Source organism: Micromonospora violae, assembly GCF_004217135.1.
Taxonomy (GTDB): Bacteria; Actinomycetota; Actinomycetes; order Mycobacteriales; family Micromonosporaceae; genus Micromonospora; species Micromonospora violae.
The window spans coordinates 2536238-2558877 of sequence record NZ_SHKK01000001.1 but is presented as its reverse complement, the minus strand read 5'-3'; the positions used below and the strand labels follow the sequence as shown (position 1 = coordinate 2558877).

The window sequence follows — 22640 nt, the reverse complement described above, 5'->3', positions numbered from 1 at the left end:
GTGCCGCGTTCCGAGCGAAACGACCCGGGACGGCACCGAGACGAGGAGCGTTCCATGGCAGTCGACCTTCGCCGTACCCGGCCTCTGTGGGCCACGGCCGCCGCCGTGCTCGCCGCGGCGGCGTTGTCCGCCTGCGGCAGCGAGGCCACCCCGGCCGCCGCACCCGCCCCGACCAGCGCGGCCCCGAGCACCGCCGCCCCGACCAGCGCCACCCCGCAGATCTTGGGCAAGATGCGCGGGTACAGCACCGTGCGAGAGCTCAGCGAAACCGCGGATCTGGTCGTCCGCGGTGAGGTCGAGGCGACCGGATTCCGGGTCGACGAGGTACTGCGCGCGACGGCCGGATCGACCGTGCGGGCCGGGGCGCAGATCACGCTCGCCAGCCTGGACGGCGGTGTGGCGGACATGGCGCACATGTCGAAGCTTGAGGCGGGTCAGGTCGTGGTGCTCTACCTCGCCCAGGACCCGGCGGCCCCGACGTTCCGGACCCTCAGCGGCGACTTCGGTGTGTTCGACCTGAGCGGAACCGGCGCGGAGGCCGCCGCCACGACCCGGTCGCAGACCATGGCCGTCAGCGGCATGCTCGCCGAGGACCCGACGGCGTCCGGCCATGGCTTCCGCACCACTCTCGGCCAGCTGCGCAGCGTCGCCGCCCAGGTCAAGTAGGACGGGCGGGAACGCGGACGGCACCCGCCGAGTGCCGTCCGCGTGGTCACCGCTCTCGGTAGGTGGCCAGGTCGAAGTCGGCGTACGCGCCGCCAGCGCCCAGGTCCTGCACCCACAGGCCGAGGAAGGCCCCGGTGAAGCCCCACGCCGCCGGCTCACCGTCGACGATCAGCGCGGCGTGCTCGTCGGACAGGATGGTCGCATCCAACTCCACCGGTAGCCGCTGCCAACCGGCCCCAAGCTCGTAGTCGAAACGCACCGCCGGCCCGTCGAAGACGGCCCGCAGGCCGACCCGGGCCACGCCGCCCACATCGACGGTCAGATCGGGGTACGCGGTGCGCCGCCCGTTGTCGGAGCTGAGCAGCTCCAGCACCGTCCGCCCGTCGTCCGCCCGGGTCAGGTAGAGATGGTGCCAGTTGAGGGTGTTGTAGTAGGCGGTGATGCCGGCGAGCTGACGGTGGTCGGCCGGTGCGAACTCCACAACGGTCTCCAGCGAGCACTCCATGGCGCCGACGCGCCGCCCGACCAGGCTGGGCGCCTGCCGACCGACCGGCGACTGCCCGCCGTGGATCCGCAGGTACGACGGGCGGGTGCACAGGTCGACCCAGTCCGCGGTCGCCGGCCGACGCAGTGTCGACCAGCACCGGCCCAGCTCGGGGGCGTCGAAGTGGTCCGTCTCCGGCTCCGCCGGCCACGGGTGCGCGGGCAGGTCGGGTGCGACCACCTCATCCGCGGGCACCCCTCCGGCGACGCGCGGCCAGCCGCCCGCCGGCCACTCGACCCGCTGGATCGCGGTCTCCCGACCCAGGACGCAGTTGCCCAGCGGCGAGTACGGGCGGCCGACCAGGTGCGCCAGGTACCACTCGCCGTTCTGCGTGCGGACCAGGCTGCCGTGACCCGCCTTCTGCAACCGCAGGTCGGGCCGCCCGAATGAGGTGAGCAGCGGCCCGTCCGGGTCCACCTCGTACGGTCCGAACAACTCCCGGGACCGCGCCATGGTGACCTGGTGCTCCCAGCTGGTGCCGCCTTCGGCGGTGATCAGCCAGTACCAGCCCTCGTGGCGGTACAGGTGCGGACCCTCGGTGAGCCCGGCCGAGGAGCCGGTGAACAGGATGCGGGGGCTGCCGATCAGGCGGCGCGCGGCCCGGTCGTACTGCTGGATCTCGATGCCGCCGAAGCGGTCGCGACCCGGCCGCCAGTCCGCGCTCATGCCCAGCAGCCAGGTGGTGCCGTCGTCGTCGTGGAACAGCGCCGCGTCGAACCCGCGCCCGTGCAGTTTCACCGGGTCCGACCAGGGGCCGGTGATCTCCTCGGCGGTGACCAGGAAGTTCTGCGGGTCCCAGTAGCCGCTGGCGAAGCTGGCCACGTCGCTGTAGACGAGGTGGAACTGACCGTCGTGGTACGTCAGGTCGGGTGCCCACACCCCGTTCGAGTCGCCGCATCCGCGCAGGTCGAGCAGGCGCTGGTCGGTGATGACCCCACCCAGGCTGCGCCAGTTCACCAGGTCACGCGAGTGGTGCACGACGACGCCCGGATACCACTCGAAGGTCGAGGTGGCCAGGTAGTAGTCATCGCCGACGCGCAGGATCGACGGGTCCGGGTGGAACCCGGCGAGGACGGGATTGCGGATCAACCGGGTAGCGGTCGCCACGTCAGCGATGTCGGTCGACACGAGGGCTCCTCTGGACGGGCCGTTTGGAACTTCCGGAAAATCGGGTCCGGATCGGTGGAAGTCATGCCTACGCTAGCCGGTCTTTTCGCAATAGGACAGAGGTATTGACCGATGCGACAACAGCTCGTAGCGTGCCGGCCATCGATCGGTATTACCGGCGGAGCATTGAAAGTTTCGGAGATCCGTAGATCCCCACCCGTCGGCTCGGCCGGCGTCCGAGCACCCCCGTGAGTCCCCGAAGGGATGGCCCATGACTACCCACCTTTCCCGCCGAACGTTGCTCGGCCTCGCTGGTGCCGGCGCGGGCGCCTATCTGCTGAGCGCGTGCGGCGACGACAAGTCCAGCGACCCGAACGCCCCACAGACCATCAACTGGTGGCACATCCAGAACACCGAGCCGATGCTTCCGGTCTGGGCGGCGTTGGCCGACGAGTACAAGGCCGCACACTCGAACGTCACCCTCGACATCCAGCCCCTGGAGAACGAGGCCTTCAAGGCCAAACTCACCACCGCCACCCAGGCCGGTGACCCGCCCGACCTCTTCCAGTCCTGGGGTGGTGGCGTGCTCAAGCAGCAGGTGGACGCGGGCCTGGTCAAGGACATCACCGACGACGTGAAACCGTGGATCGGCGGTCTGCTGCCCGCCGCCATGGAGCCGTACACGATCGACGGCAAGATCTACGGCGTCCCGTTCGACATCGGCATGGTCGGTTTCTGGTACAACAAGGACCTCTTCACCCGCGCCGGCATCACCCCCACGCCCACCACCTGGGCGGGCGTGCTCGACGCGGTCCGCAAGCTCAAGACCGCCGGCATCACCCCGATCGCCCTGGCCGGCAAGGACAAGTGGCCCGCCCACTTCTACTGGTCGTACCTCGCGATGCGCATCGGCGGGGTGGGCGCGCTGCAGAAGGCCGTCGACGACAAGAACTTCGACTCCCCGGACCTCGTCGCCGCCGGCGAGCGGCTCAAGGAACTCGTCGACCTGCAACCCTTCCAGAAGGGTTTCCTCGGCGCGGCGTACGGCACACCCGACGGGCAGGCCGCCACCATGGGCAACGGCGGGGCGGCCATGGAGCTGATGGGGCAGTGGGCGCCGGCGGTGCAGGCTTCCAGCTCCACCAGCAAGAAGGGCCTCGGCGACAAGGTCGGCTTCTTCCCCTTCCCCACCGTCGACGGCGGAAAGGGCACCACCACGGAGGTGTTCGGCGGCGGCAACGGCTTCGCCATCGGCAAGGACGCCCCCGCGGCCACCGTCGACTTCCTGAAGTTCCTGCTCAGCGCGGACAACCAGCGTAAGTCCGCCCAGACCGGCGCGGTGCTCCCGACCGTCAAGGAGGCCGCGACGGCCATTCCCGACGCCAACGGCAAGCTCGTCGCCGAGACCCTGGCCAGCTACACCGGCTTTCAGCTCTACCTCGACCAGGCGTACGCGCCAGCGCTCGGTTCGCAGATCAACGACAGCGTCGCCGAGCTGGTCGCCGGCAACAAGTCACCCGCGCAGATCGTCAAGGACATCACGCAGGTGGCGAAGACCGTCTGACCGTGACCACCCACCCATCCGTAGCCGGCACACCCCCTGTGGAGTAGGCATGACCAGGCCATCGACCGTGTCGAAGACCAGACACGGCGACCCGGCGACGGACCCACCGGCACCGGGGCCGGGCACCGCGCGCCAGCGCGGCCGCCAGCCCCGGCCAGGCCGCGGCGGCGTCCTCGCCCTCTTCCTCACCCCAGCCCTGGTGCTGTTCCTGCTGCTGGTCATTGCCCCCATCCTGGTGGCCAGCTACGCCAGCCTCTACAAGTGGAACGGCTTCGGGCTGCCGGAGAACTTCATCGGGCTGGACAACTACACCCGGGCCTTCCAGGACCCGACCTTCCGCGGGGACCTGTGGCGCGGCTTCGTGCTGGTGCTGCTGTCCCTGGTCGTCCAGCTGCCGGCGGCGCTGGCCCTGGCCATGCTGCTCAACCAGCCCCTGCGGGGCCGCGCCGCGTACCGGCTGATCTTCTTCGCACCGTACGTGCTCTCCGAGGTCACCACGGCCGTCCTGTTCGACCTGGTGTTCTCACCCAACCGGGGCCTGGGCGACGCGATCGCGGCGTGGTTGAGCGCCGACGCCGGTACGGTCTTCGCCGACCCGGACACCGTCCTGTACGCCGTCTTCCTCGTGGTGTCCTGGAAGTACTTCGGCCTGTACATGATGCTGTTCCTGGCCGCCCGGCAGGGCATCCCCAAGGAGCTGTCCGAGGCTGCGGTCACCGATGGCGCCAGCGCCTGGCAGGCGTTCCGGCACGTCACCCTGCCCCTGCTCGGGCCGACGATCCGGATCAGCATCTTCCTGTCGGTGATCGGCACCATCCAGCTGTTCGACATGGTCTGGGTGCTCACCCGTGGCGGCCCGATCCACTCGTCGGAAACCATGGCCGTGACGATGTACGAGTTCGGCTTCCGCCGCTTCGAGGTCGGCTACGCCAGTGCGATCAGCATCATCATGTTCCTGCTGAGCCTTGTCTTCGCCCTCTTCTACCAGCGCATCGTCCTGCGTCGTGACACCGCGGGCGCGATCACCAACCAGGGAGGCGAGCGATGACCGCTACGGTTGATCGCGCCCGGCGAACCCGCAGCCTGGTGCTGCACCTCGTCTGCGTCGCCGTCGGGGCGCTCATCGTCGTACCGGTCTGGTTCGGCGTGCTCGGCGGCTTCAAGGACAACGGTCAGCTCTCCACCAACCCGCTGGGGTGGCCCGACCCCTGGCGGCCGTCGAACTACACCGACATCCTGACCTCCGGGGTGTTCTGGCGGCAGCTCGGCAACAGCCTTCTCATCGCCGTGAGCAGCACGGCGATCGTCGTCGCGGCGGCGGCGATGGCCGCGTTCGTCTTCGCGCGTTACGCGTTCCGTGGCCGCGAGTTCCTGGTGACCCTGTTCGCGATCGGCCTGATGTTCCCGTTCGCGGTGGCCATCCTGCCGCTGTTCGTCCTGCTGCGCGGCATGGGCCTGCTGGACAATCCGCTCGGCGTCATCCTGCCCCAGGCGGCCTTCGGGTTGCCGATCACCATCATCATCCTGCGCCAGTTCTTCCGTACGATCCCGGCCGAGGTCGAGGAGGCCGCCGTCCTCGACGGCTGCGGCTCCTTCGGGTTCTTCTGGCGGGTGCTGCTGCCGATGGCCCGTCCCGCCCTGGCCACAGTGTCGGTGCTGGCCGTCGTGACCAGCTGGAACAACTTCATGCTCCCGCTGGTCGTCTTCACCGACCAGAGCTGGTGGACCCTCCCCGTCGGGGTCCAGGCGTTCCAGGGTCAGTACACCGCCGAAACCGCACGGGTGCTCGCCTACGTCGTGCTGTCCATGGTGCCGGCGCTGGGCTTCTACGCCGTGGCGGAACGCCAACTCATCGGCGGACTGACCGGCAGCGTCAAGGGATGACATCGCAGCACCGCGAGCAGACCTGAAGTTTTCCAGCCGGACGCAGGGGGGACCGTGGGCACGGAGAACGGCCGAAACGTCACCATCGCCATGATCGCGCGGTTGGCCGGAGTCTCCGTGCCCACCGTCTCCCGGGTCATCAACGGCCGCTCCGACGTGGCCCCGGACACCCGGGAGCGGGTCGAGGCGCTCCTCAACCGGCACGGCTACCGCCGTCGATCACCGGCCCGACGCACCGACGCCGCGCTCATCGACCTGGTCTTCAACGACCTGGACAGCCCCTGGGCCGTGGAGATCATCCGAGGGGTGGAGGACGTCGGCCAGACCAGCGGCGTCGGGACCGTGGTGTCGGCCATCCACTGGCGCATCTCCTCGGCCAAGCAGTGGCTCGACAACATGCGTACGCGCTCCACCGAGGGCATCATCTTCGTGACCTCGATGGTGAACCCACCGTTGCAGGCCGAGCTGCGCCGCCTCCACCTGCCGGTCGTCATCATCGACCCGGCCGGGGTCGACCCGCAGGAGTCACCCACCATCGGCGCCACCAACTGGGCGGGCAGCCTCAGCGCCAACCAGTACCTGATCAGCCTCGGCCACCGCCGTATCGGTTTCATCGCCGGCCCGCCACATCTGATGTGCAGCAGGGCCCGGATGGACGGTTACCGGGCCGCTCTCGGCGCCGCCGGGATCCCCATCGACGACGCCCTGATCCGCCCCGGAAACTTCTACCACGAGGCCGGCTTCACCGCGGGTATGCAGCTGTTGGCCCTGGCCAACCCACCCACCGCCATCTTCGCCTCCAGCGACCAGATGGCGCTCGGCGTCTACGAGGCGGTCCGCAAACGGGGCCTGCGGGTGCCCGACGACGTCAGCGTGGTCGGCTTCGACGACCTGCCGGAGGTGCGGTGGTGCTCCCCGCCCCTGACCACCGTCCGGCAGCCCCTGGCCGAGATGGGCATGCTGGCCGCGCGTACCGTGCTGCGCCTCGCCAGCGGTGAGAAGACCGAGAGCCCCCGGGTCGAGCTGGCCACCGAGCTCATCGTTCGTGACAGCGCCGCACCACCACGGTCGTGACCGTCCTCAGCCGACGCGCAACGCGTCGTCGACGCCCGTCTCCCGGCGGCCGAGGTGCGCCGGGTCCCGCCGGGAGAGCAGATCCAGCGCAGCCTTCACGCAGGCACCGTTCTCCCGGGATGAACTGAACCACCACGTCTGGGCGTACCGCTTCGCGCTGTCGTCGCCCACACCGTTGGCGTCGATGCCGAGACGCCGGCACAACGCCACGGCGCGCGGAAGATGGAAGGACTGGGTCACCACCGTGGCTCGCCGCACCCCGAAGATCCGCTCAGCCCGCGCGCAGGAGTCGTACGTGTCGAAGCCGGCGTAGTCCGGCACCACCTTGTGTGCTGGTACACCCCGCTCCACCAGCCAGCTCCGCATCGCGGCAGGCTCGTTGTAATCATGGTTCATGTTGTCGCCCGACACGAGGATCGCCTGAACCTTGCCGGCGTCGAACAGTCGCCGCGCGATCTCCAGCCGGGCCGTGAGGACGGGTGAGGGTGTGCCGTCCGCGTCCACCTTGGTGCCCAGGACCAGGGCGACCGGCGCGTCCGGCACCTCGGCCTCGCTGTAGAGGTGGCCCTCCGCGGTGTCGCGGATCCACGTCACGCTGGCCACCGTGCCGCCGGTCAGCGCCACCGCCCCCACCGCGAACGCCAGGATCGTACGGCGGACCAACCGCCGGTGCTCCCCGTACCACCGCCTGGCCGTGCTAAATCGTCCCCGCATGCGGCAAAGGCTATTCCGTCCGGCGCTCACGACCGTGGTCGGCGTCCACGGGTGCCACCCGGACTGACAGACGAAGATCGTTGTCTATGGACAATTGCTTACTGTTAACGCTAACGTGACCGACAGTCGTTGATATTCGAACGACTTCTGGTCACTGCGACGGAGCTGTCGCCATTGGTCGACCCCAGCCCTGGCCGCCGGGTCGCGTCCCGTTGTTCGGAGTCCGGGCCCGAGCAACGGGACGCCACCCGACGCCAGGACTGCGGGTGTGCCGTTGGTGGTTTCGGCGGCGTTGGGCCCAGTTCCTGTACGCAGGGCCGGCGCTTCCGGCTCAGGCCCCGCCGCCAGTACGCGCACCGTCCGCTTCACCACCAGCAACGACTGGGGCAACAGCTACATCGGCGGTGTCGAGACCCTACTGGTCCCAGCGCACACCCCAGTAGGCCGTCACTTTGCGTAGGTCACCGCCATACCGGGTTGCGCCCTCACGCTGCCAGGCACAGTTGCTCAGCCGAATCACCGCTGCGCGCTGCCCCGGGTAGCCGAACACGAACGCGTGCTCGGTCGGTTGGCCGAGCAGGCAGACCGTGTCCTCCGGCGACGAAATCGGCAAACCGTTGAGATGGGCCGTCAGCTCGTCGACCCCGCTGGTGATGCGTCGGCTGGTGGCAAGATTCAGCGGCGGGGTCGCCTCATGCCGGTAGCTGCACAACAGCGCCTCCGTCGCCCCGACGGGGACCAGGGTGTCCGTGCCGGGCTGAGTCGGCACGGAGTCGGTCCACTTCTCGGGGCACCGGGCCGGACCCGGCTCCGTATTGCTGGCCGACGCGGCCGAGGGAGCCTGCACCGGCGCCTTCCTACCCAGCCTCAACGTGCCGACGGTCAGTGCGAGAGCGACAACGACCGAGGCGGCGATCAGCGGACCGACATACCGGCGCCGTCGGCTGCGGGACGTAGCGCCTGATGGCTTCTGACCGGTCATTGTCGCTCCTACCCGATGACGTAGCCGCGGTCGCGCAACGGCACCGTCTGCGCGACCGGCTGAACGAGCTGATGCCTGTGAGTCATCGTGATGACTCACAGGCATCATGCGCGTCGGGACGCCTCCGTGCCCGTCGGGATGTGGTGTCAGGCGACCACCGACCGCAGCGGCACTCCGGCGCTGCGCAGCGCGCGTACCAGATCGCGCACGAACGGGTGTTCGTCCGCCTGGAGTCCCTGCGGGTTGGGGATCACGACGTACGCCGAGCCGTTCTTCGCGGACGCCTGCGCGTCGGTGGTGAAGCGTTCGACGATCGCCTGGGTGCGCGGGAGGTCGCCGGCCGCCACCTGGATGGTGATCGGCCGCCACCCACCGCCCAGGTCCGCCGTCACCGGCGCGGCGGCGGCGCTGGCGCGCGCCGCGTCGACGCCGGCCGGACGCCGGGCGTCCGACGCGGCGGTCGTCGGGTAGAGCAGCGCGTTGGCGACCAGGTGCAGACCACTTTCGTTGTACGCGCGGAAGAGCGGATTGAACGCGAACAGCACCGCCCGACCAGCACCGGTCGGCTCGTCGACGACGGCCGCCGTGCCCTTCAGCGCCTCCGCCCCGACGGTGTAACCGTTGGCCCAGAAGGTGTCACCCGTCGGGTACGTGAGCACGTTCGTCCCGGTGGTGCTCGGGGTGAGGATCGGGTCGCTGTTGTTGAACTCGAAGTCCTCCGCCGGGCGACCCAGCGCCACCGGGCTGTTGTGGTCGACGTCGACGCGCAGGTGCGAGCCGATCACCAGGTAGTCCGCCGGCTTCGTCTTCTCGGTGGTCGAGGTGAGCCCGGCGGCGCGGGCCACCCGGGTGCCCTCGTTGCGCAGCCCGAGGTACGTGTGGCCCTGGCCGATCCAGTCGCGCAGGTTGGCCTGCCCGGCGGCGGTCAGGCCGCCGGTGGCGCTGCTGCCGTCCGGCACCAGCAGCACCGTACGCCCGGTGAACGCCTCGGTGTTGTCGTTGATGTCGGCCGTGGTGACCGGCGTGAGGTCGAGCCCCCACCGTTTGCCGAGCACGTAGCGGGCCTCGCCGTGCGAGCCGGAGGTGGTGGAGATGCCGGTGCCCTGGAACAGGCCCATGTCGGGCAGGTCGAGGCGGGTGCCGGCGGGCCGACCGCCCGGGGTGAGGGTGACCCCGAGTTTCCTGGCCAACTCGTCGTGAGAGCGGCTCAGCTTGGCCGCCGGGATGGCGACCCTGCTGGTCGCAAGGTCGCGGACCAGGGGGACACCACGGCCGAGCAGGGTGAAGGTGAACTCTGCGGCGGCGGCCGAGTCGAGCGGGTAGGTGTACGAGCCCCAGGGCCACGCCGCGCCGGCGCGACCGCCGGAGACCTTGCGGACCAGGTCGGCCCTCGGCCGGACGGCGTCCGCCGTGTAGAGGGTGTTGACGCCCATCAGCAGCGGGTTGCTCCACGAGGACACGTCGTAGAAGTACGGGAACGGCACGTACGGGTCCTCGCCCATGATGGCCTGGATCCAGTGCTTCTGCGGTTGGTCCATCGGGATCCAGTACGCGCCCTTCGGCACCGTCACGTTGGTGGCGCTGCGCCCGCCGAAGACCCGGGCGGTGGGCACCCGGGTCGGCTTCTGCACCTCGTACACCTCGACGTCCATCCGGCGTAGCCGCTCGACGAGTTGGCGGACGTCGGCGAGCTGCCGATCGGGCAGCAGGAAGTACGAGCGGATGGTGAGGGCCGGCACCGGAAACTGCACCTCGTTGGTGGGCTGCACCACCTCGTTCGGCTCCAGCGCGCCCGCCCGGCCCTGGGCGAGCGCGTCGGTCCAGATGTCGAAGTAGCCGTCCAGCACCTCGCGCTTGTTCGTGGCGGCCCAGCCGAGCGTCGACCACTGGGTGTGGAACTGCTGCTGGACGCGGTCGGCCACGGCCGACGCGCTGCCCTTCTCGTACGTCATGCCGGCCGCGCCGAAGCCGGTCGTCGGCACCGTGTCGCCGTAGCCCATGAAGAACATGTCGTACGTGTCGTAGTTGAAGTAGCACTCAGTGGTGACGGTCTCGTCGCAGGCGCCGTTGAACCCGAAGCCGGCCTTGTTGGCCTCGCCGATCCGGTTGATCCAGTCCACCGCCTCGCCGGCGATCTCGTGGTGGATCGGGTCGGCGTTGGGCGGGAAGAAGTACTGCCGGCCACCCATCTCGTGCGCATCGATGAAAACCTGCGGCGGGTAGCGGCGCAGCAGTTCGAGCTTGCCGTCGGTCTCCTGCTGGGTGCGGGCGAACCAGTCCCGGTTCAGGTCGAAGCCGAACTCGTTCTGCCGGCGGGTCGCGTCGCGGCCGTCCGGGTTCTGGGTGGGCACGATGATGGTGACCAGATTGTCGTTGCGCTTGGCGACCTCGCAGGACAGGCCCGCCGCCAACTCGTACAGCGTCTTGAGTGCCGCGTCGGCGCCGCTCTTCTCGCCGCCGTGCACGTTCGCGGTGACCCAGACGATGGCCGGGCTGTCCTTCGCCGTCCGGGCGGCCGTTCGCGCGCTGGTCCGGCGCGGGTCGCGCAGGTCTCGGACGTCATCGGCGATCTCGCGTAGCGCGGCGGGGCGCACGTGGCGCTCGTTGGACACCACCGCGTACGGCAACGGCTGGCCGAGCACACTGGTGGTCATCACGCCGGTGACGACCCGGTTGGAGGCGCGATCGACGGCACCCAGGTAGGTCCGGACCTCGTCGTTGGTGACGACCCGCTCCTGCCCCGCGCCGAGCGGGAAGCCGAGCACGTTCTCCGGAGTGGGCACCGTGCCCAACCGGGCGGCCGGGTCGTCGCTGCACCGGGAGGGCGGGGCGGCGCTCGCGGCCGGTGTGCCGCCGGGCAGGGGAAGCATGCCGAGCAGGAGTGTGATCGCGGCGGCACCAGCCAGCCGTCTGGCGGGGACCATTCGGAACGGACGCATCGATGGGGCCATGAATCGTGTTTCCCCTCTTGGGAACAACCTCGCAGTGGCCGGAGCCTATGAATCGTCGATACGGCGGTCAAGGGTGATCGATATCGTCGACCACGTGGCGTGCCGGTACCGACGCTGACTGGCAGGATGGTGGCCGGGGCCTGTCGTCGTCTGGGAGGAGGAGACATGCCGGAGATGATCACGCTTTCGGTTCATCCGGATCTTCCGTCCGCCGATGCGCGGCGCTCGCTGGCGTCCTGGCTGCGCGCTGAGGATCGGCTGCGCGAGGGAGTGACCACGACGTCCCCCGAGGGGATGTCGGTGGACCGCACTGACGTACTGCGGGTGGTGGTCAGCGACGCGGGCACCGCCATGGTGTTGGTGCAGGCGATCGCCGGCTGGCTGACCCACCGCCGCGAGGACGTGACGGTGCAGCTCACCCGTCCGGACGGCTGGTCGGCCGAGCTGGACGTGCACCGTGCTCGGGACATGGATCAGGTCACCGCGCTCATCGAGGCGGCGGTGCGGGCGGTGACACCCCAGCCGAGCTAGCCTGCCCGCCGCCGACCGAGGGATCGGCCGGCGGCGGACCGGGTGCGAACGTTGGGCTACCAGGTCGTCAGGCCGAGCCCGATCGTCTTGGTCAGCGTCGCGTTGTCGTCGTCGCCGTCGAGCGACCAGATCATCGCGCCGGCCAGGCCGGCCCGGCGGATGTAGAGCGTCTTCTGCAACACGACCGCCGGGTCGTCGTACGTCCACAACGTCGTACCGTCGAACAGCCAGGCGTGCCCGGCGCGCAGGTCGCGGTGTACGCGGAAGCCGTTACCCGCGAGCGTCTTGAGCTTCTTGTAGTCCTCGTACCCGGCTTCGAAGGTGGCCGGCGCGGGCCCGGTGGCCGGCTGGAACAGGCCGTTGCCGCCGCCGGTGATGCCGGTCCAGCCGCGACCGTAGTACGGGATGCCGAGCACGAGCTTGTTGCGCGGCGCCCCACGGGCGATCCACCCGTCGATGGCCACCTCGACGGAGAAGTCCGGGTTGTCCGGGGCACCCGACGGGACCCGAAGTGCCGACTGCTGGTTGGCCCGTGCGTCCCAACTGCCGTGGAAGTCGTACCCCTGCACGGTGGCGAAGTCCAGGTACTTGAAGATCTTGCGACCCTCGTAGCCGGCGTCCATGGTGGCCGGGCTGGCCGGCAGGAACGCGGTCAGCGGGTGGTGCGCGCGGGTCGTGCGCCCGTAGGCGTCGAGCTGCCGGCGGAACTCGGCGAGCAGTTTGGTGAAGTTCTCCCGGTCCTCCGGGCGGATGACGTTGCCGGGCTCACCGTCCCAGTTGGGCCACTCCCAGTCGAGGTCGATGCCGTCGAAGACACCGGCGGCGGCACCCGGGGTGCTGCCCGGGAGATTGCCCTTGAGGTAGAGGTCGATGCAGGAGGAGACGAACGCCTTGCGCGAGGCGTCGGTGCGGGCCGCGTTCGAGAAGTACGTCGACCAGCTCCAGCCGCCCAGCGAGATCAGCACCTTCAGCTTGGGGTGCTTGGCCTTGAGCTTGGCGAGCTGGCCGAAGTTGCCGTTGAGCGCTTGCCCCGGTACGTCCGCGACGCCGTCGACGCTCTCCTCGGCCGGGACGGGGCGCTGGTAGTCGGCCCAGGCGTCGCCCTCACCCGGCCCGCCGTCCACATAGCAGCGGCCGTCCTCGCTGACGTTGCCGAAGGCGTAGTTGAGGTGGGTGAGGCGGCTCGCCGCCCCGGAGGTGTCGAGCTTCTTGACCGGGAAGGCCCGGCCGTAGATGCCCCACTGGGTGAAGTAGCCGACCCGGTGGTAACCGGTGCGGTCGGGTTTGGCACCCGCGTTCGCGGCGGTCGGTGGGGCGGCGGTGACCAGCAGGGTCGCCAGGGCGACGACGGCGGTGAGACGGCGGTGGCGGAATGGTCGCATCGGCACACTCCCACGTGACATCAGACAGAATTAGTAAAGAGACTTATCTGATTGATGAAGTTAAGCCGATCACCGTCCGGGGTCAAGAGCGCCCAGCCGCATGGGGGATTGTGACGGCGTTACCGGGTGGTAACGATGTTGTGCCATGGACTCCGCCGTGACTCTGATCGGACTACCCGTCGCCCTCGGAATCATCATGCTCGGCCTGGGTCTCGGGCTGACCATGGCGGACTTCCGCCGGGTGGCCCACCATCCCCGAGCCGCCGTCATCGCCCTGGTGTGCCAGGTGCTGGTGCTGCCGGCGCTCTGCTTCTGCCTCGTCCTCGCCTTCGACCTCGCACCCGAACTGGCCGTCGGCATGATGCTGCTGGCCGCGTCACCGGGCGGCACCACCGCCAACCTCTACAGCCACCTGTTCGGCGGGCACGTGGCCCTGAACATCACCCTGACCGCCGTCAACTCGGTGCTCGCCGTGTTCACCCTGCCGATCCTGGTCAACCTGTCGGCGGCGTACTTCCTCCCCGACGGCAGGAGCATCGGCCTCCAGTTCGACAAGGTGCTCCAGGTCTTCGCCATCGTGCTCGTCCCGGTCGCGATCGGCATGCTCATCCGGGCGAGGGCACCGCACCTGGCCGAGCGGCTCAACCGCCCGGTGCGGATCCTCTCCGTCGTCGTGCTCGTCGCGGTGATCGCCGGCGCGGTGCTCGGCGAGCGGGAGAACATCGCCGACTACTTCGTCTCGGTCGGCCTCGCCGTGCTCGCGTTCAACCTGCTCAGCCTCGCCGTCGGCTACGGGGTGCCGCGCCTCACGGGGGTCGACCGCAGCGCCGCGACGGCCGCCGGGTTCGAGATCGGCATCCACAACAGCACGTTGGCCATCACCATCGCGCTCAGCCCGGCGCTGCTCGACAACGCCCAGATGGCGATCCCGGCCGCCGTCTACGGCATCGTCATGTTCTTCACCGCGGCGGCCTTCGGCGTGCTGGTGACCCGCGTCGGCGCCCGGTCCGCGGCCACCCTGACGTCCTGAGGCGACGCAGGGCTGGCCCGGTCGTCCGGACCAGCCCTGCGTCAGCTCACTCCTCGATGCTCCGGGCGAGCAGCTCGGTCAGGACCCTCTTGTCGACCAACGAGCCGTCCCAGGCGGTGGTCAGTCGGGTGATCCGGCCGGCGGCGTCCAGCTCCAGGGCCGTGCCGCCGTGCGTGGCCGGGTTGTGTCGGTTGACCCACTCGTAGCCACCACCGACGGCGCTGCCCACCACGTGTCGCACGAGGCTGCCCGGGCCGTACGGGAGCAGGTTGAGCGCGCGACCCAGGTACGCCTGGATGTGCTGGCGACCCACGACGGTCGCGTGTAGGGTCCGGTCCTCGAAGACCGCGTCGTACGCGAAGACACGCGCGGCGGCTTGGGCGTTCTTGGCCGCGAACGCGGTCTGCAACGCCTCGGCGGTCCGCCGCATGGCCGGTGCCGCCTGCTCGCCGACCGTCGGCTCCTTGAAGTCGTGCGGGAACTTGTCGGCCGGGGTGCGCTGCGCGACGATGTCGGCCATCGTGAAGTCGCGACCGTCCCAGTAGTCGATCCAGCGCACGATCTTGCCGCGCTCGAAGTTCACGAAACCGAGCGGACGGATCTCGTGGCCGAAGAGCTCGGGCGTGTCGGTGAAGATCACGACGGCGCTCCGGGCGTCTCCCAGGATCCGGGTGGGGTACGACTTGGCGGTGGCCGGCCAGGTCGGCATGTACTGGGCGAACAGCGCCTTGAGTTCGTCCCAGGTGTACCACGGCCAGCCCAGCGTGGCGTCGATGTAGGTGATCTTGGGGCGGGAGAAGTAGGACATCGTCGCGTCGACGTCGGCCCGGGTCTTGTCCTGGAAGTATCGAACGAACAGCTTCGCCACCTCCGGGGTGGCGTGGCTGGTGTCGAGGTCGGCGTTGGTCGCTGGCGCCGGGGCGCCGTGGTGGCCCCGGGCGCTGGCGGCGGCGGTACCCGCCGGAATGAGGGCCGACGCGGTGGCGGCCGCGCCGGCCAGTGCGACGTTGCGCAGCAGGCTCCGTCGGGCGGTCCCCGCGGTCGGCGCGGATCCGTCGCTCAGGGTCGCATCATCGTGGCTCACGTTGGTCCTACCTCACTTCTGACTCGCCAAAGCGGAACTTCTTCCTCCGTTTGAACGTAACACGCGTGGCGAGGGAAGTGGAGTAGTGTGTTCCGCTTAACTCGAGGTGGTGGGTCGGCCAGCGTTGGCCCGGCGACGCGTCCGGACCGCAGGTCGCTGCATCGCCCGGAGCAGGCGCTCCGACGAGGGCGGGGCCGGTAGCGGGCTCGGCCGGTCGGTTCGCAGGGCGTCGAGGGTGAGGGCGAGGAAGCGGCTCGAACTCTCCGGGATCTCGTCACCGACGGCGCGGACGATGGCGGAGTTGGCGACGAGGAGCAGGACCACGTCCTCCGGGACGAAGTCAGCGCGCAGACCGCCGTGTCGCTTCGCCGCGCGGATCAACCGGTTCTGCGTCGCGTACAGCCGCTCGCGCAGCTGCTGCAGCGTCGGTGAGGTCGGCAGGGTGAGGGTCAGTACGTCCGTCACCAGTCGATCCTCGCTCTGCATCGCACAGAGCCGTTCCAGGTAGCTCCGGAAGCCCTGCCACGCGTCCTCGTGCCGGAGAGACTCGTTCGCGGCATCGAGGTAGCGCTGCGCGCGTTCGAGGAACACGGCCTCAACCAACTCGGTGCGATCAGGGAAGCGCCGGTACAGCGTCCCCATGCCCACGCCCGCCCGCTTCGCGATCTCCTCCACCGGTGCGTGGGCACCCTGCTCCCCGAAGACCTCTCGGGCCGCGTCGATGATCCGCTGCCGGTTTCGTTCAGCGTCCTTGCGAAGGGGAGTGCCGGAGGAGCCCGAGGCGGGCGGGGCGGGAGGGGACGTGGCCATTGCCGGAGCCTACCGAAACGGAACCAGAAGCTCCGGTGCTTGGTTCGCCTCAGCCGACCTGGTTGTTGTCCTTGAGCGAGCCCCAGCCGTGCCAGCGGTCGATCTCGATCAGAGCGCTGACCCGGGCACGTTCCCGGCGGGGGTACGCGTTGCCCGTGTAGTGCTCCGACAACCGGTCGATGTCCGCGAGACCCTCGTCGGCGCGCAGCTCGACGACGTGCCCGATGATGCTGACGTGGGTGTACCAGCCGGCCTCGTCGAGCACGGTCAGGGACACCCGTGGGTCGTTGCGGACGTGCTCCAGCCGGCGGCGGCTCGCGTCCATGTTGACCAGGATCCGACCGTCCTGCCACAGGTACCAGGTGGCGGCCGAGACCGGCTGACCACCGTTGCGGAGGGTGGTCATGACGGCGGGGTTCGGCTTCTGGAGCATGGCGACCGCGGCCTCGGGAAGCGGTGGCTTGGACATGAGGTCTCCTCGTCGCGACATCGTTTACCCCTGCACGTTACGCACCCGCAGGCCCCGATCATGGTGGTACGCGCGGGTACGTCGCGCGCTCAGCCGAGCCAGCGGCCGTCCCGCATGAGGACGCGTCCCTTCAGCTCGTTCGCCTCCCGCCAGGCCTGGATGCGCTGCGGTCGGATCAGAAAGTACTGGTAGGGCTCATTGAGAGCCCTCGGGTCGAAGCCCGTCTTGGTCGCGAACGCGTCACCCGTCTCCGGGCCGAGCTCGGCGATGTCCACCGGCTCAGCGGTGCCCTCGACGATGACGACGTCGCGCGTCGGCCCGAGGCTGAGCCGTACCCGGCGATCCGCCACCAGGTTGCGGGCGGTGACCGAGTCGCGCGCCGTCGAGACGAGGAAGGCGGTCCCGTCCCAGAGGAACGAGAGGGGGATGAGATGGACGCCCTCGGAGGAGCCCGCCGTCGCGACCCAGAGGTCGACGTCGCTCTCCAGTCTGGTGCGAGTGTCCCGAAGTCTCTGCTCAAGCCCACGCGGCGCAACGTCAGTCATGCTTCCTCCCGTCACTTCGCGGTCGCCAGCGACGCGGCTTCCCAGGCGAACCCGTCCGGGTCGGTGAACTGCCCGGCGTCGCCGCCGATCGTGAGTCGGTGCGACCCGGTGCCGTCGGGGGTGACGCCGAGGTCCCTGGCGAGGGCACGACGTCGGTACAGCGCCAGCTTCACCGGGCTGGACCCAGCTGCGAACTCGACGTACATGCGGCTGAAGCTCTTCGCCACGGCAAGGCCGCGCTCCACGTAGAACCGCTTGCTCGCCGCCACGTCCGCGACTCCGAGCAGGAGCACGATCTCGTCGATCTGCCGGGTAGCCGGGCCGCTGTCCTTCTTCGCCGAGGTCGCGATCTTCCAGATCGTCCCGTCCGGGGCCTGCACGACACCACCGTAGCCCCAGAGTGACTTCGCAGCAGGTTTCAGCGACGTGGCACCGGCGTCCAGGGCGGTGCCGATGAGGCTGTCGACGGTGGCCGGCTGGGCGACCGTGAGCGCCAGCGTGAACCCACGGAAGCCGCTCGTCGGTGCGTCCGAGGCCCGCAGGCGAATCTGCTCGTCCAGACCGAAGGCGGCGGTGTAGAAGCGCTGGGCGGCCGCGAGGTCGGCCACGTCGAGGGTGACGGATGCGATGGATGTCATGACGATCACGCTATTCGCGGCCCGATGACCGGCGCTTCTTGATTCCTGACCGGTCTCGTCAGCTGTCCCGGACGGCGTGGAGGACCGGACGGCTCAGCGGAGCTCCTGGATGCGGACCAGGTTGCCGGCGGGATCGCGGAAGGCGCAGTCGCGGATGCCGTACGGCTGCTCGGTCGGCTCCTGGATGACCTCGGCGTCGCCGGCCTGCACCTTCTCGAAAGTGGTGTCGAGGTCCCGTGTGGCCAGCAGGATCCAGCCGTAGGTGCCCTTGGCCATCATCTCGGTGATGGCGCGGCGCTCGTCCTCGGTGGTCCCGGGGTCCGCGCCCGGCGGCGCCAGGAGGATGGACGTGCCGGGCTGATCGGCCGGACCGACCGTGATCCAACGCATCGTGCCCTGACCGACGTCGCTGCGGACCTCGAAGCCGAGGGCGTCGCGGTAGAACGCCAGGGAGGCGTCCGGGTCGGTGTGTGGCAGGGCGCAGGTGTGAATCGTGATGTCCATGTCGATCATGCTAGGGGCAACGGCGTACCCGCGTGTGGGGTCTCCGTCCGCACCCGGCAAAGATGTGGTCATGACCAACTCCGCACTGCCCAGACGTGTCGTCGTCACCGGTGCGACCGGCAAGCTCGGCCGCGCCGTCGTCGCCCATCTGCGCGCCGTGGGCGTCGACGTGCTGGCCGTCGACCGCGCCGGTGGCCGCGACCCGCGCGACGTGCACGGTGAGTTCCTCCTGGTCGACCTCACCGACTACGGGCAGGTGGTCGAGGCGTTCACCGGCGGCGCTGACGAGCACGCCGGCGGCATCGACGCGGTCGTGCACCTGGCGGCGGTCCCGGCCCCCGGGCTGATGTCGAACGCGACGACCTTCGCGAACAACTCCGCCGCCACGTACAACGTCTTCTCCGCCGCCCGGGCGGCCGGGATCAAACGGGTCGTCTGGGCCTCCAGCGAGACGGTGCTCGGGCTGCCGTTCGACACCCCGCCGCCGTATGCGCCGGTCGACGAGGAGTACGCGCCCCGTCCCGAGTCGACGTACTCCCTGAACAAGGCACTTGAGGAGGAGATGGCGCGGCACTTCTGCCGCTGGGACCCGGAGCTGGTCATGGTGGGCTTGCGCTTCTCCAACGTGATGGACGTCGAGGACTACGCCCCGTTCCCGTCGTTCGACGCGGACCCGCGGCTGCGCCGGTGGAACCTGTGGGGCTACATCGACGCCCGCGACGGCGCGCAGGCGGTCGAGCGTTCGCTCGCCCACGACCGGCCCGGTGCCGACGTCTTCATCATCGCCAACGCCGACACCGTGATGACGAGGTCCAGCGCCAGCCTGATGGCCGAGGTCTACCCGGGTGTCGAGGTCCGTAAGGAACTCGGCGAGCACGAGACCCTGCTCAGCATCGACAAGGCCCGCCGGGTGCTGGGCTACGAGCCGCAGCACTCCTGGCGGAACCACGTCGACCAGACGTAGGTCAGCGCGCCGCCTGGTAGGCGCGGCCCACGGCGGTGGGCGTGCTGCCGGTACGGAACAGCCCGGTCTGGTCCTTGTCCGTGGCGGGCAGGCCGAACCACGCGTACCGCTGGAGCCAGGACAGGCCGCCCAGCATCCGGGTCGCCGCGGTGAGGAACGCGGCCTGCTGCGCCTGGGTGGGGAAGCGCACGCCGTTGGAGAAGTCGATCAGGGCGAACTCGGTGAGCCAGATCGGCAGCCGGTACCTGTCGTGCACGGCCCGCAGGTACGACGTGAGCTGGTTGACCGCGTTGGCGGTGGTGAAGTCGCCGCCGTACCAGTGCAGGGCGATGAAGTCGACGCGGTAGCCGCGCTGCTTGGCCCCGGACATGAACCGGTCTAGCCATTCGCCCGGCCGGTCGCCGCCCCAGGCCACCGCCGGGCTGCCCAGCGGAAGGCCGGTGGCCTGCAACTGCGGCCACAGGTCCAACGCCTGCTCGACGGTCATCTCCGCCTGGCCCTGCAGGTCCGGCTCGTTGAACCCGAGCAGGTAGCGGCCGTTCTGCTTGGCCTGTTGCAGGTTGGTGGCGGTGACGCTCTTCGCCCCCCAGATCATCGGGACGAACTCGGTGCCCTGCGGGCTGGTGACGCCCTGGTGCTTCACGTCCCAGGTGTAGTACCAACTCGCCCCGGAGTTGGCCAGCGCCTGGCTGACGCCGTCGAAGGTCCACACCCCGACACCCTTGCGCTTCGAGGTCGCCACCGGGTTCGCCGGGGCGACCGGACGCCCGGTTGTCGGCCGCACCGCCGGCGTCGGGGTCGGGGTCGGGGTCGCCCCCGCCGGGCTCGCCGTGGCGGTGGGTGCGGTCGCGCTGGGTGCGCCGGGCTGCGAACTCGGGGGCGTGGGCGCGTCGAGGGCCTGGGTCGCCGCCGGGGCGGGCGTCGGCCCGGTCGGCTGCACCACGACGATCACCCCGGTCACCAGTACGGCGACCACGGCGGCCACCAGGAGCGGCCACAACAGCCGCCGCGCGCCGACCGGGAGACTGCCGAGCGCCCCGCATCGGGGTTCCGCGTGGAGGCCTCGTCTTCCCCTCGCGGCGTCCGCTTCACCCGGGCCGGTTGCGCGCATCGTCTCGACTCCCTCACCTGGTCGTACCGCTACCTGACGGGGGCGCTGACGGACGAACCGCCAGCTGCCTCCCCTCAGGAGACTGGCCGGCCGGACCGGGATAACGATTTCCGCGGCTGATGGTGGCCGGGAGGGCTGTCCCCGGGCGCGCTGCCGGCCGCTACCACCCGGCCTGTGCGGTCAGGGTCTGTCGCAGGTACGTCTTCGGCCGGGACCCCACGGTCGAGCCGACCACCTCGCCCTGACGGAACACCAGCAGCGTGGGCAGGGACATCACCCGGTAGCTACGGGTCGCTACCGGGTTCTCGTCGGAGTTGATCTTCGCCACGACCATCCGGTCACCGAACTCCTGGGCCAGTTCGACGAGGCTCTTCTCGATGGCCTTGCAGGGCGGGCACCAGTTCGCCCAGAAGTCGACGACCACGGGCCGGTCACTGGCCAGCACCAGTTCCGCGAACGTGTCGTCGGTCACGGTGACCAGCGAACCTACTTCCAACTTCTGAGACATGTCTTCTCCCGATGGGCGATCGCGTGGGTGAGTTGACCGTGCAGTTGGTGGCGCACCGCGCCGAGCCGGTCGATGACGGCGTCGACCTCGGCGATCTTGCGCCGCAGCACCACGACCGAGTCCGGGCAGACGTCGCCGGAGCTGTTGCCGGCCCGCAGGCAGGCGACGAACGGACGGACATCGTCGAGGCCGAAGCCGACATCGAGCAGCGCCCGGATCTCCCGTACGACCCGCAGCTCCGCCTCGTCGTAGATGCGGTAGCCGTTGGCGGAGCGCTGCGCCCGTACCAACCCGTGCGCCTCGTAGTAGCGCAGCGTGCGAGGGCTCGTGCCGGCCCGCTCAGCCAACTCGCCAATGAGCATCTGACCTCCTCCATCGGCCCGTCGCGACTACGCTAAACCTTGTCGTCGGCGTCAAGGCAAGCGCCGGGCGAGGCGCGGGTGGCGGCCAGAGATGCCCCTTTTGGGGTCGTGATTCCGGGACGAGGCGAGGCTCGTCACCGCCGCAGGGTCGTCGACGGCGTCTCGCCGAACCGGCTCCGATACTCGGTCGCGAACCGTCCGAGGTGCACGAAACCGTGTTGCAGCGCGACCGCCGTGACGGACACCCCCGGCGCGGCCGCGCGGAGCGTGCGGTGCGCCGCGTCGAGCCGGCACGCCCGCAGGTACGCCGTCGGGGTGGTCTGCATGTCACGACGGAAACAGTCCTGCAGCGTTCGTACGCTCACCCGCAACGCCTCGGCGACGTCACCGACGGTCAGCGCCTCGCCGTGGTGCTCGGAGATCAGGGCGCAGGCCCGACGGACGAGACGACCGGGGTGGACGTGCCGACCCGGTTCGGCCAGAAGGTGGGAGTGGCTGTGCCGGTGGGCCAGCAACAGCTTGCCGATGAGTGCCTGCTCAAAACGGGCGGCGACCTGCGGGTGGTCGAACAGGGACGCGTCCGCCGGCTGCGACAGCTCGTCGGCGAGGAACGCCACCCCGCGCGCCCACGCCTGCGCCGTCGGCGTGGTCATGAGCATGCCGACGTCGAGACGGACCGGGTCGTCCACCGGGCGGCCCAGCAGGCGGGCGAGTTCCCGGTCGACGGCGCGCCGGTCGGCGTAGAAGATCCGGTGCGGCGACCCCTCGGACCACCGCATGTCCGAGCTGTCGTACGGGGACAGAACCGAGGCGACCTCGGGTGTCGAGGTCACGGTCTGACCGGCGTGCCGGACCTGGGTGCTGCCCGCGTGCGGAATCTGGACGAGGTAGAAGGTCTCCAGCGCGGGCGGTTGAATGCGGACGGTCTGCCCGTAGTCGAGGTCGACGACGCCCACCCCACCGGCCCGGCGAGCCGACATCCGCAGTCGCACGCTGTGCACACCCGCCTGCGGGGTGAGCCGGTGCGGACAGAAGACCCGGCCCACCTCGGCGCGCGCCTGGTCGACGTCGTCCGTCCGGACCGTGACCGCATCCATCCGACACCTCCCGGGCGTCCCGTCGCGCTGACCGTAGACGGTGCGCGGGCCCGAGCAGACCCGAAAGCCGTCGACCCGACAGGAAAAGGGTCTGTCCGCGTACTGCGGATACCGCCCGC

The 22640-nt window shown here is 69.9% G+C and carries 23 protein-coding genes; 8 read left to right on the top strand and 15 right to left on the bottom strand.

Features of this window, described 5'->3' with window-relative positions:
* Nucleotides 1-54: 54 nt before the first annotated feature.
* Entirely contained in the window at nt 55-666 is a 612-nt protein-coding gene (locus EV382_RS11555; protein WP_130401567.1) for a hypothetical protein, read from the top strand.
* A gap of 46 nt (nt 667-712) precedes the next feature.
* Here EV382_RS11555 and EV382_RS11550 read toward each other — a convergent pair whose 3' ends face one another.
* A complete protein-coding gene (locus EV382_RS11550) occupies nt 713-2338 on the bottom strand; it encodes a glycoside hydrolase family 43 protein (protein ID WP_208758374.1) in 1626 nt (541 codons plus the stop codon).
* 250 nt (nt 2339-2588) lie between these two features.
* Here EV382_RS11550 and EV382_RS11545 point away from each other — a divergent pair, with 250 nt between their 5' ends.
* The 4 genes from EV382_RS11545 to EV382_RS11530 all read left to right on the top strand — a co-directional run bounded on the left by EV382_RS11545 (nt 2589) and on the right by EV382_RS11530 (nt 6839).
* Nucleotides 2589-3881 (top strand): extracellular solute-binding protein, encoded by a 1293-nt coding sequence (locus EV382_RS11545; protein ID WP_130401566.1) that lies wholly within the window; start codon nt 2589-2591, stop codon nt 3879-3881.
* Nucleotides 3882-3930: 49 nt separating this feature from the next.
* The gene (locus EV382_RS11540; protein ID WP_130401565.1) at nt 3931-4929 is read left to right on the top strand and encodes a carbohydrate ABC transporter permease; all 999 of its coding nucleotides are present in this window, start codon (nt 3931-3933) and stop codon (nt 4927-4929) included.
* Nucleotides 4926-5765: a carbohydrate ABC transporter permease gene (locus EV382_RS11535; RefSeq protein ID WP_130401564.1), complete on the top strand. Its 840-nt coding sequence runs from the start codon at nt 4926-4928 to the stop codon at nt 5763-5765. The genes EV382_RS11540 and EV382_RS11535 overlap by 4 nt, the downstream gene beginning before the upstream one ends.
* Nucleotides 5766-5855: 90 nt before the next feature.
* Nucleotides 5856-6839, top strand: coding sequence for a LacI family DNA-binding transcriptional regulator (locus EV382_RS11530; RefSeq protein ID WP_425271983.1), 984 nt, complete (start codon nt 5856-5858; stop codon nt 6837-6839).
* 6 nt (nt 6840-6845) lie between these two features.
* On the opposite strand, the gene EV382_RS11525 is transcribed toward EV382_RS11530, so the two are convergent.
* The 3 genes from EV382_RS11525 to EV382_RS11515 all read right to left on the bottom strand — a co-directional run bounded on the left by EV382_RS11525 (nt 6846) and on the right by EV382_RS11515 (nt 11474).
* Complete coding sequence (locus EV382_RS11525) at nt 6846-7553, bottom strand: SanA/YdcF family protein (RefSeq protein ID WP_130401562.1); 708 nt, start codon at nt 7551-7553, stop codon at nt 6846-6848.
* A gap of 415 nt (nt 7554-7968) precedes the next feature.
* Nucleotides 7969-8322 carry a hypothetical protein gene (locus EV382_RS11520; RefSeq protein WP_244236634.1) on the bottom strand — a complete coding sequence of 118 codons (354 nt, stop codon included), beginning with the start codon at nt 8320-8322 and terminating at the stop codon, nt 7969-7971.
* Between the two features lie 359 nt (nt 8323-8681).
* On the bottom strand, nt 8682-11474 hold the full coding sequence (locus EV382_RS11515) for a M14 family zinc carboxypeptidase (RefSeq protein ID WP_244236633.1): 2793 nt from the start codon (nt 11472-11474) through the stop codon (nt 8682-8684).
* A gap of 177 nt (nt 11475-11651) precedes the next feature.
* Here EV382_RS11515 and EV382_RS11510 point away from each other — a divergent pair, with 177 nt between their 5' ends.
* Nucleotides 11652-12017, top strand: coding sequence for an effector-associated constant component EACC1 (locus EV382_RS11510; protein ID WP_130401560.1), 366 nt, complete (start codon nt 11652-11654; stop codon nt 12015-12017).
* Between the two features lie 56 nt (nt 12018-12073).
* Here the strand turns inward: EV382_RS11510 and EV382_RS11505 are convergent, their stop codons facing one another.
* Nucleotides 12074-13399: a glycoside hydrolase family 18 protein gene (locus tag EV382_RS11505; protein WP_130401559.1), complete on the bottom strand. Its 1326-nt coding sequence runs from the start codon at nt 13397-13399 to the stop codon at nt 12074-12076.
* Nucleotides 13400-13544: 145 nt separating this feature from the next.
* Here EV382_RS11505 and EV382_RS11500 point away from each other — a divergent pair, with 145 nt between their 5' ends.
* The gene (locus EV382_RS11500) at nt 13545-14429 is read left to right on the top strand and encodes a bile acid:sodium symporter family protein (protein WP_130401558.1); all 885 of its coding nucleotides are present in this window, start codon (nt 13545-13547) and stop codon (nt 14427-14429) included.
* A gap of 46 nt (nt 14430-14475) precedes the next feature.
* Here EV382_RS11500 and EV382_RS11495 read toward each other — a convergent pair whose 3' ends face one another.
* From EV382_RS11495 to EV382_RS11470, 6 genes are all read right to left on the bottom strand, one after another.
* The gene (locus EV382_RS11495; protein ID WP_130401557.1) at nt 14476-15513 is read right to left on the bottom strand and encodes a hypothetical protein; all 1038 of its coding nucleotides are present in this window, start codon (nt 15511-15513) and stop codon (nt 14476-14478) included.
* Between the two features lie 96 nt (nt 15514-15609).
* On the bottom strand, nt 15610-16323 hold the full coding sequence (locus tag EV382_RS11490; RefSeq protein WP_130401556.1) for a TetR/AcrR family transcriptional regulator: 714 nt from the start codon (nt 16321-16323) through the stop codon (nt 15610-15612).
* A 49-nt stretch (nt 16324-16372) separates the two neighbouring features.
* Nucleotides 16373-16792 (bottom strand): PPOX class F420-dependent oxidoreductase, encoded by a 420-nt coding sequence (locus tag EV382_RS11485; RefSeq protein WP_130401555.1) that lies wholly within the window; start codon nt 16790-16792, stop codon nt 16373-16375.
* An 89-nt stretch (nt 16793-16881) separates the two neighbouring features.
* Nucleotides 16882-17337 (bottom strand): pyridoxamine 5'-phosphate oxidase family protein, encoded by a 456-nt coding sequence (locus EV382_RS11480; RefSeq protein ID WP_130401554.1) that lies wholly within the window; start codon nt 17335-17337, stop codon nt 16882-16884.
* A gap of 11 nt (nt 17338-17348) precedes the next feature.
* Nucleotides 17349-17975 carry a VOC family protein gene (locus EV382_RS11475; protein ID WP_130401553.1) on the bottom strand — a complete coding sequence of 209 codons (627 nt, stop codon included), beginning with the start codon at nt 17973-17975 and terminating at the stop codon, nt 17349-17351.
* Nucleotides 17976-18068: 93 nt separating this feature from the next.
* Entirely contained in the window at nt 18069-18479 is a 411-nt protein-coding gene (locus tag EV382_RS11470) for a VOC family protein (RefSeq protein ID WP_130401552.1), read from the bottom strand.
* A 70-nt stretch (nt 18480-18549) separates the two neighbouring features.
* Between EV382_RS11470 and EV382_RS11465 the strand changes: the two genes are divergently transcribed.
* Nucleotides 18550-19443 carry an NAD-dependent epimerase/dehydratase family protein gene (locus EV382_RS11465; RefSeq protein ID WP_130401551.1) on the top strand — a complete coding sequence of 298 codons (894 nt, stop codon included), beginning with the start codon at nt 18550-18552 and terminating at the stop codon, nt 19441-19443.
* Nucleotide 19444: 1 nt separating this feature from the next.
* Here EV382_RS11465 and EV382_RS11460 read toward each other — a convergent pair whose 3' ends face one another.
* The 4 genes from EV382_RS11460 to EV382_RS11445 all read right to left on the bottom strand — a co-directional run bounded on the left by EV382_RS11460 (nt 19445) and on the right by EV382_RS11445 (nt 22521).
* The gene (locus EV382_RS11460; protein WP_244236632.1) at nt 19445-20419 is read right to left on the bottom strand and encodes a glycoside hydrolase family protein; all 975 of its coding nucleotides are present in this window, start codon (nt 20417-20419) and stop codon (nt 19445-19447) included.
* 295 nt (nt 20420-20714) lie between these two features.
* Nucleotides 20715-21062, bottom strand: a complete 348-nt coding sequence (trxA, locus tag EV382_RS11455) for a thioredoxin (RefSeq protein ID WP_130401549.1) — start codon at nt 21060-21062, stop codon at nt 20715-20717.
* Nucleotides 21041-21424, bottom strand: a complete 384-nt coding sequence (locus tag EV382_RS11450) for a MerR family transcriptional regulator (RefSeq protein ID WP_130401548.1) — start codon at nt 21422-21424, stop codon at nt 21041-21043. The genes trxA and EV382_RS11450 overlap by 22 nt, the downstream gene beginning before the upstream one ends.
* A gap of 134 nt (nt 21425-21558) precedes the next feature.
* Entirely contained in the window at nt 21559-22521 is a 963-nt protein-coding gene (locus tag EV382_RS11445; protein ID WP_165435765.1) for an AraC family transcriptional regulator, read from the bottom strand.
* Between the last annotated feature and the right edge of the window lie 119 nt (nt 22522-22640).

Excerpts from the sequence above, each read along its gene's own strand:
- EV382_RS11465 (WP_130401551.1), top strand. The coding sequence starts at position 18,550 with ATGACCAACTCCGCACTGCCCAGACGTGTCGTCGTCACCGGTGCGACC.
- EV382_RS11500 (WP_130401558.1), top strand. The coding sequence starts at position 13,545 with ATGGACTCCGCCGTGACTCTGATCGGACTACCCGTCGCCCTCGGAATC.
- EV382_RS11540 (WP_130401565.1), top strand. The coding sequence starts at position 3,931 with ATGACCAGGCCATCGACCGTGTCGAAGACCAGACACGGCGACCCGGCG.
- EV382_RS11475 (WP_130401553.1), bottom strand. The coding sequence starts at position 17,975 with ATGACATCCATCGCATCCGTCACCCTCGACGTGGCCGACCTCGCGGCC.
- EV382_RS11525 (WP_130401562.1), bottom strand. The coding sequence starts at position 7,553 with ATGCGGGGACGATTTAGCACGGCCAGGCGGTGGTACGGGGAGCACCGG.
- EV382_RS11480 (WP_130401554.1), bottom strand. The coding sequence starts at position 17,337 with ATGACTGACGTTGCGCCGCGTGGGCTTGAGCAGAGACTTCGGGACACT.
- EV382_RS11555 (WP_130401567.1), top strand. The coding sequence starts at position 55 with ATGGCAGTCGACCTTCGCCGTACCCGGCCTCTGTGGGCCACGGCCGCC.
- EV382_RS11535 (WP_130401564.1), top strand. The coding sequence starts at position 4,926 with ATGACCGCTACGGTTGATCGCGCCCGGCGAACCCGCAGCCTGGTGCTG.
- EV382_RS11470 (WP_130401552.1), bottom strand. The coding sequence starts at position 18,479 with ATGGACATCACGATTCACACCTGCGCCCTGCCACACACCGACCCGGAC.
- trxA (WP_130401549.1), bottom strand. The coding sequence starts at position 21,062 with ATGTCTCAGAAGTTGGAAGTAGGTTCGCTGGTCACCGTGACCGACGAC.
- EV382_RS11545 (WP_130401566.1), top strand. The coding sequence starts at position 2,589 with ATGACTACCCACCTTTCCCGCCGAACGTTGCTCGGCCTCGCTGGTGCC.
- EV382_RS11445 (WP_165435765.1), bottom strand. The coding sequence starts at position 22,521 with ATGGATGCGGTCACGGTCCGGACGGACGACGTCGACCAGGCGCGCGCC.
- EV382_RS11490 (WP_130401556.1), bottom strand. The coding sequence starts at position 16,323 with ATGGCCACGTCCCCTCCCGCCCCGCCCGCCTCGGGCTCCTCCGGCACT.
- EV382_RS11530 (WP_425271983.1), top strand. The coding sequence starts at position 5,856 with ATGATCGCGCGGTTGGCCGGAGTCTCCGTGCCCACCGTCTCCCGGGTC.
- EV382_RS11505 (WP_130401559.1), bottom strand. The coding sequence starts at position 13,399 with ATGCGACCATTCCGCCACCGCCGTCTCACCGCCGTCGTCGCCCTGGCG.
- EV382_RS11515 (WP_244236633.1), bottom strand. The coding sequence starts at position 11,474 with ATGCGTCCGTTCCGAATGGTCCCCGCCAGACGGCTGGCTGGTGCCGCC.
- EV382_RS11485 (WP_130401555.1), bottom strand. The coding sequence starts at position 16,792 with ATGTCCAAGCCACCGCTTCCCGAGGCCGCGGTCGCCATGCTCCAGAAG.
- EV382_RS11450 (WP_130401548.1), bottom strand. The coding sequence starts at position 21,424 with ATGCTCATTGGCGAGTTGGCTGAGCGGGCCGGCACGAGCCCTCGCACG.
- EV382_RS11510 (WP_130401560.1), top strand. The coding sequence starts at position 11,652 with ATGCCGGAGATGATCACGCTTTCGGTTCATCCGGATCTTCCGTCCGCC.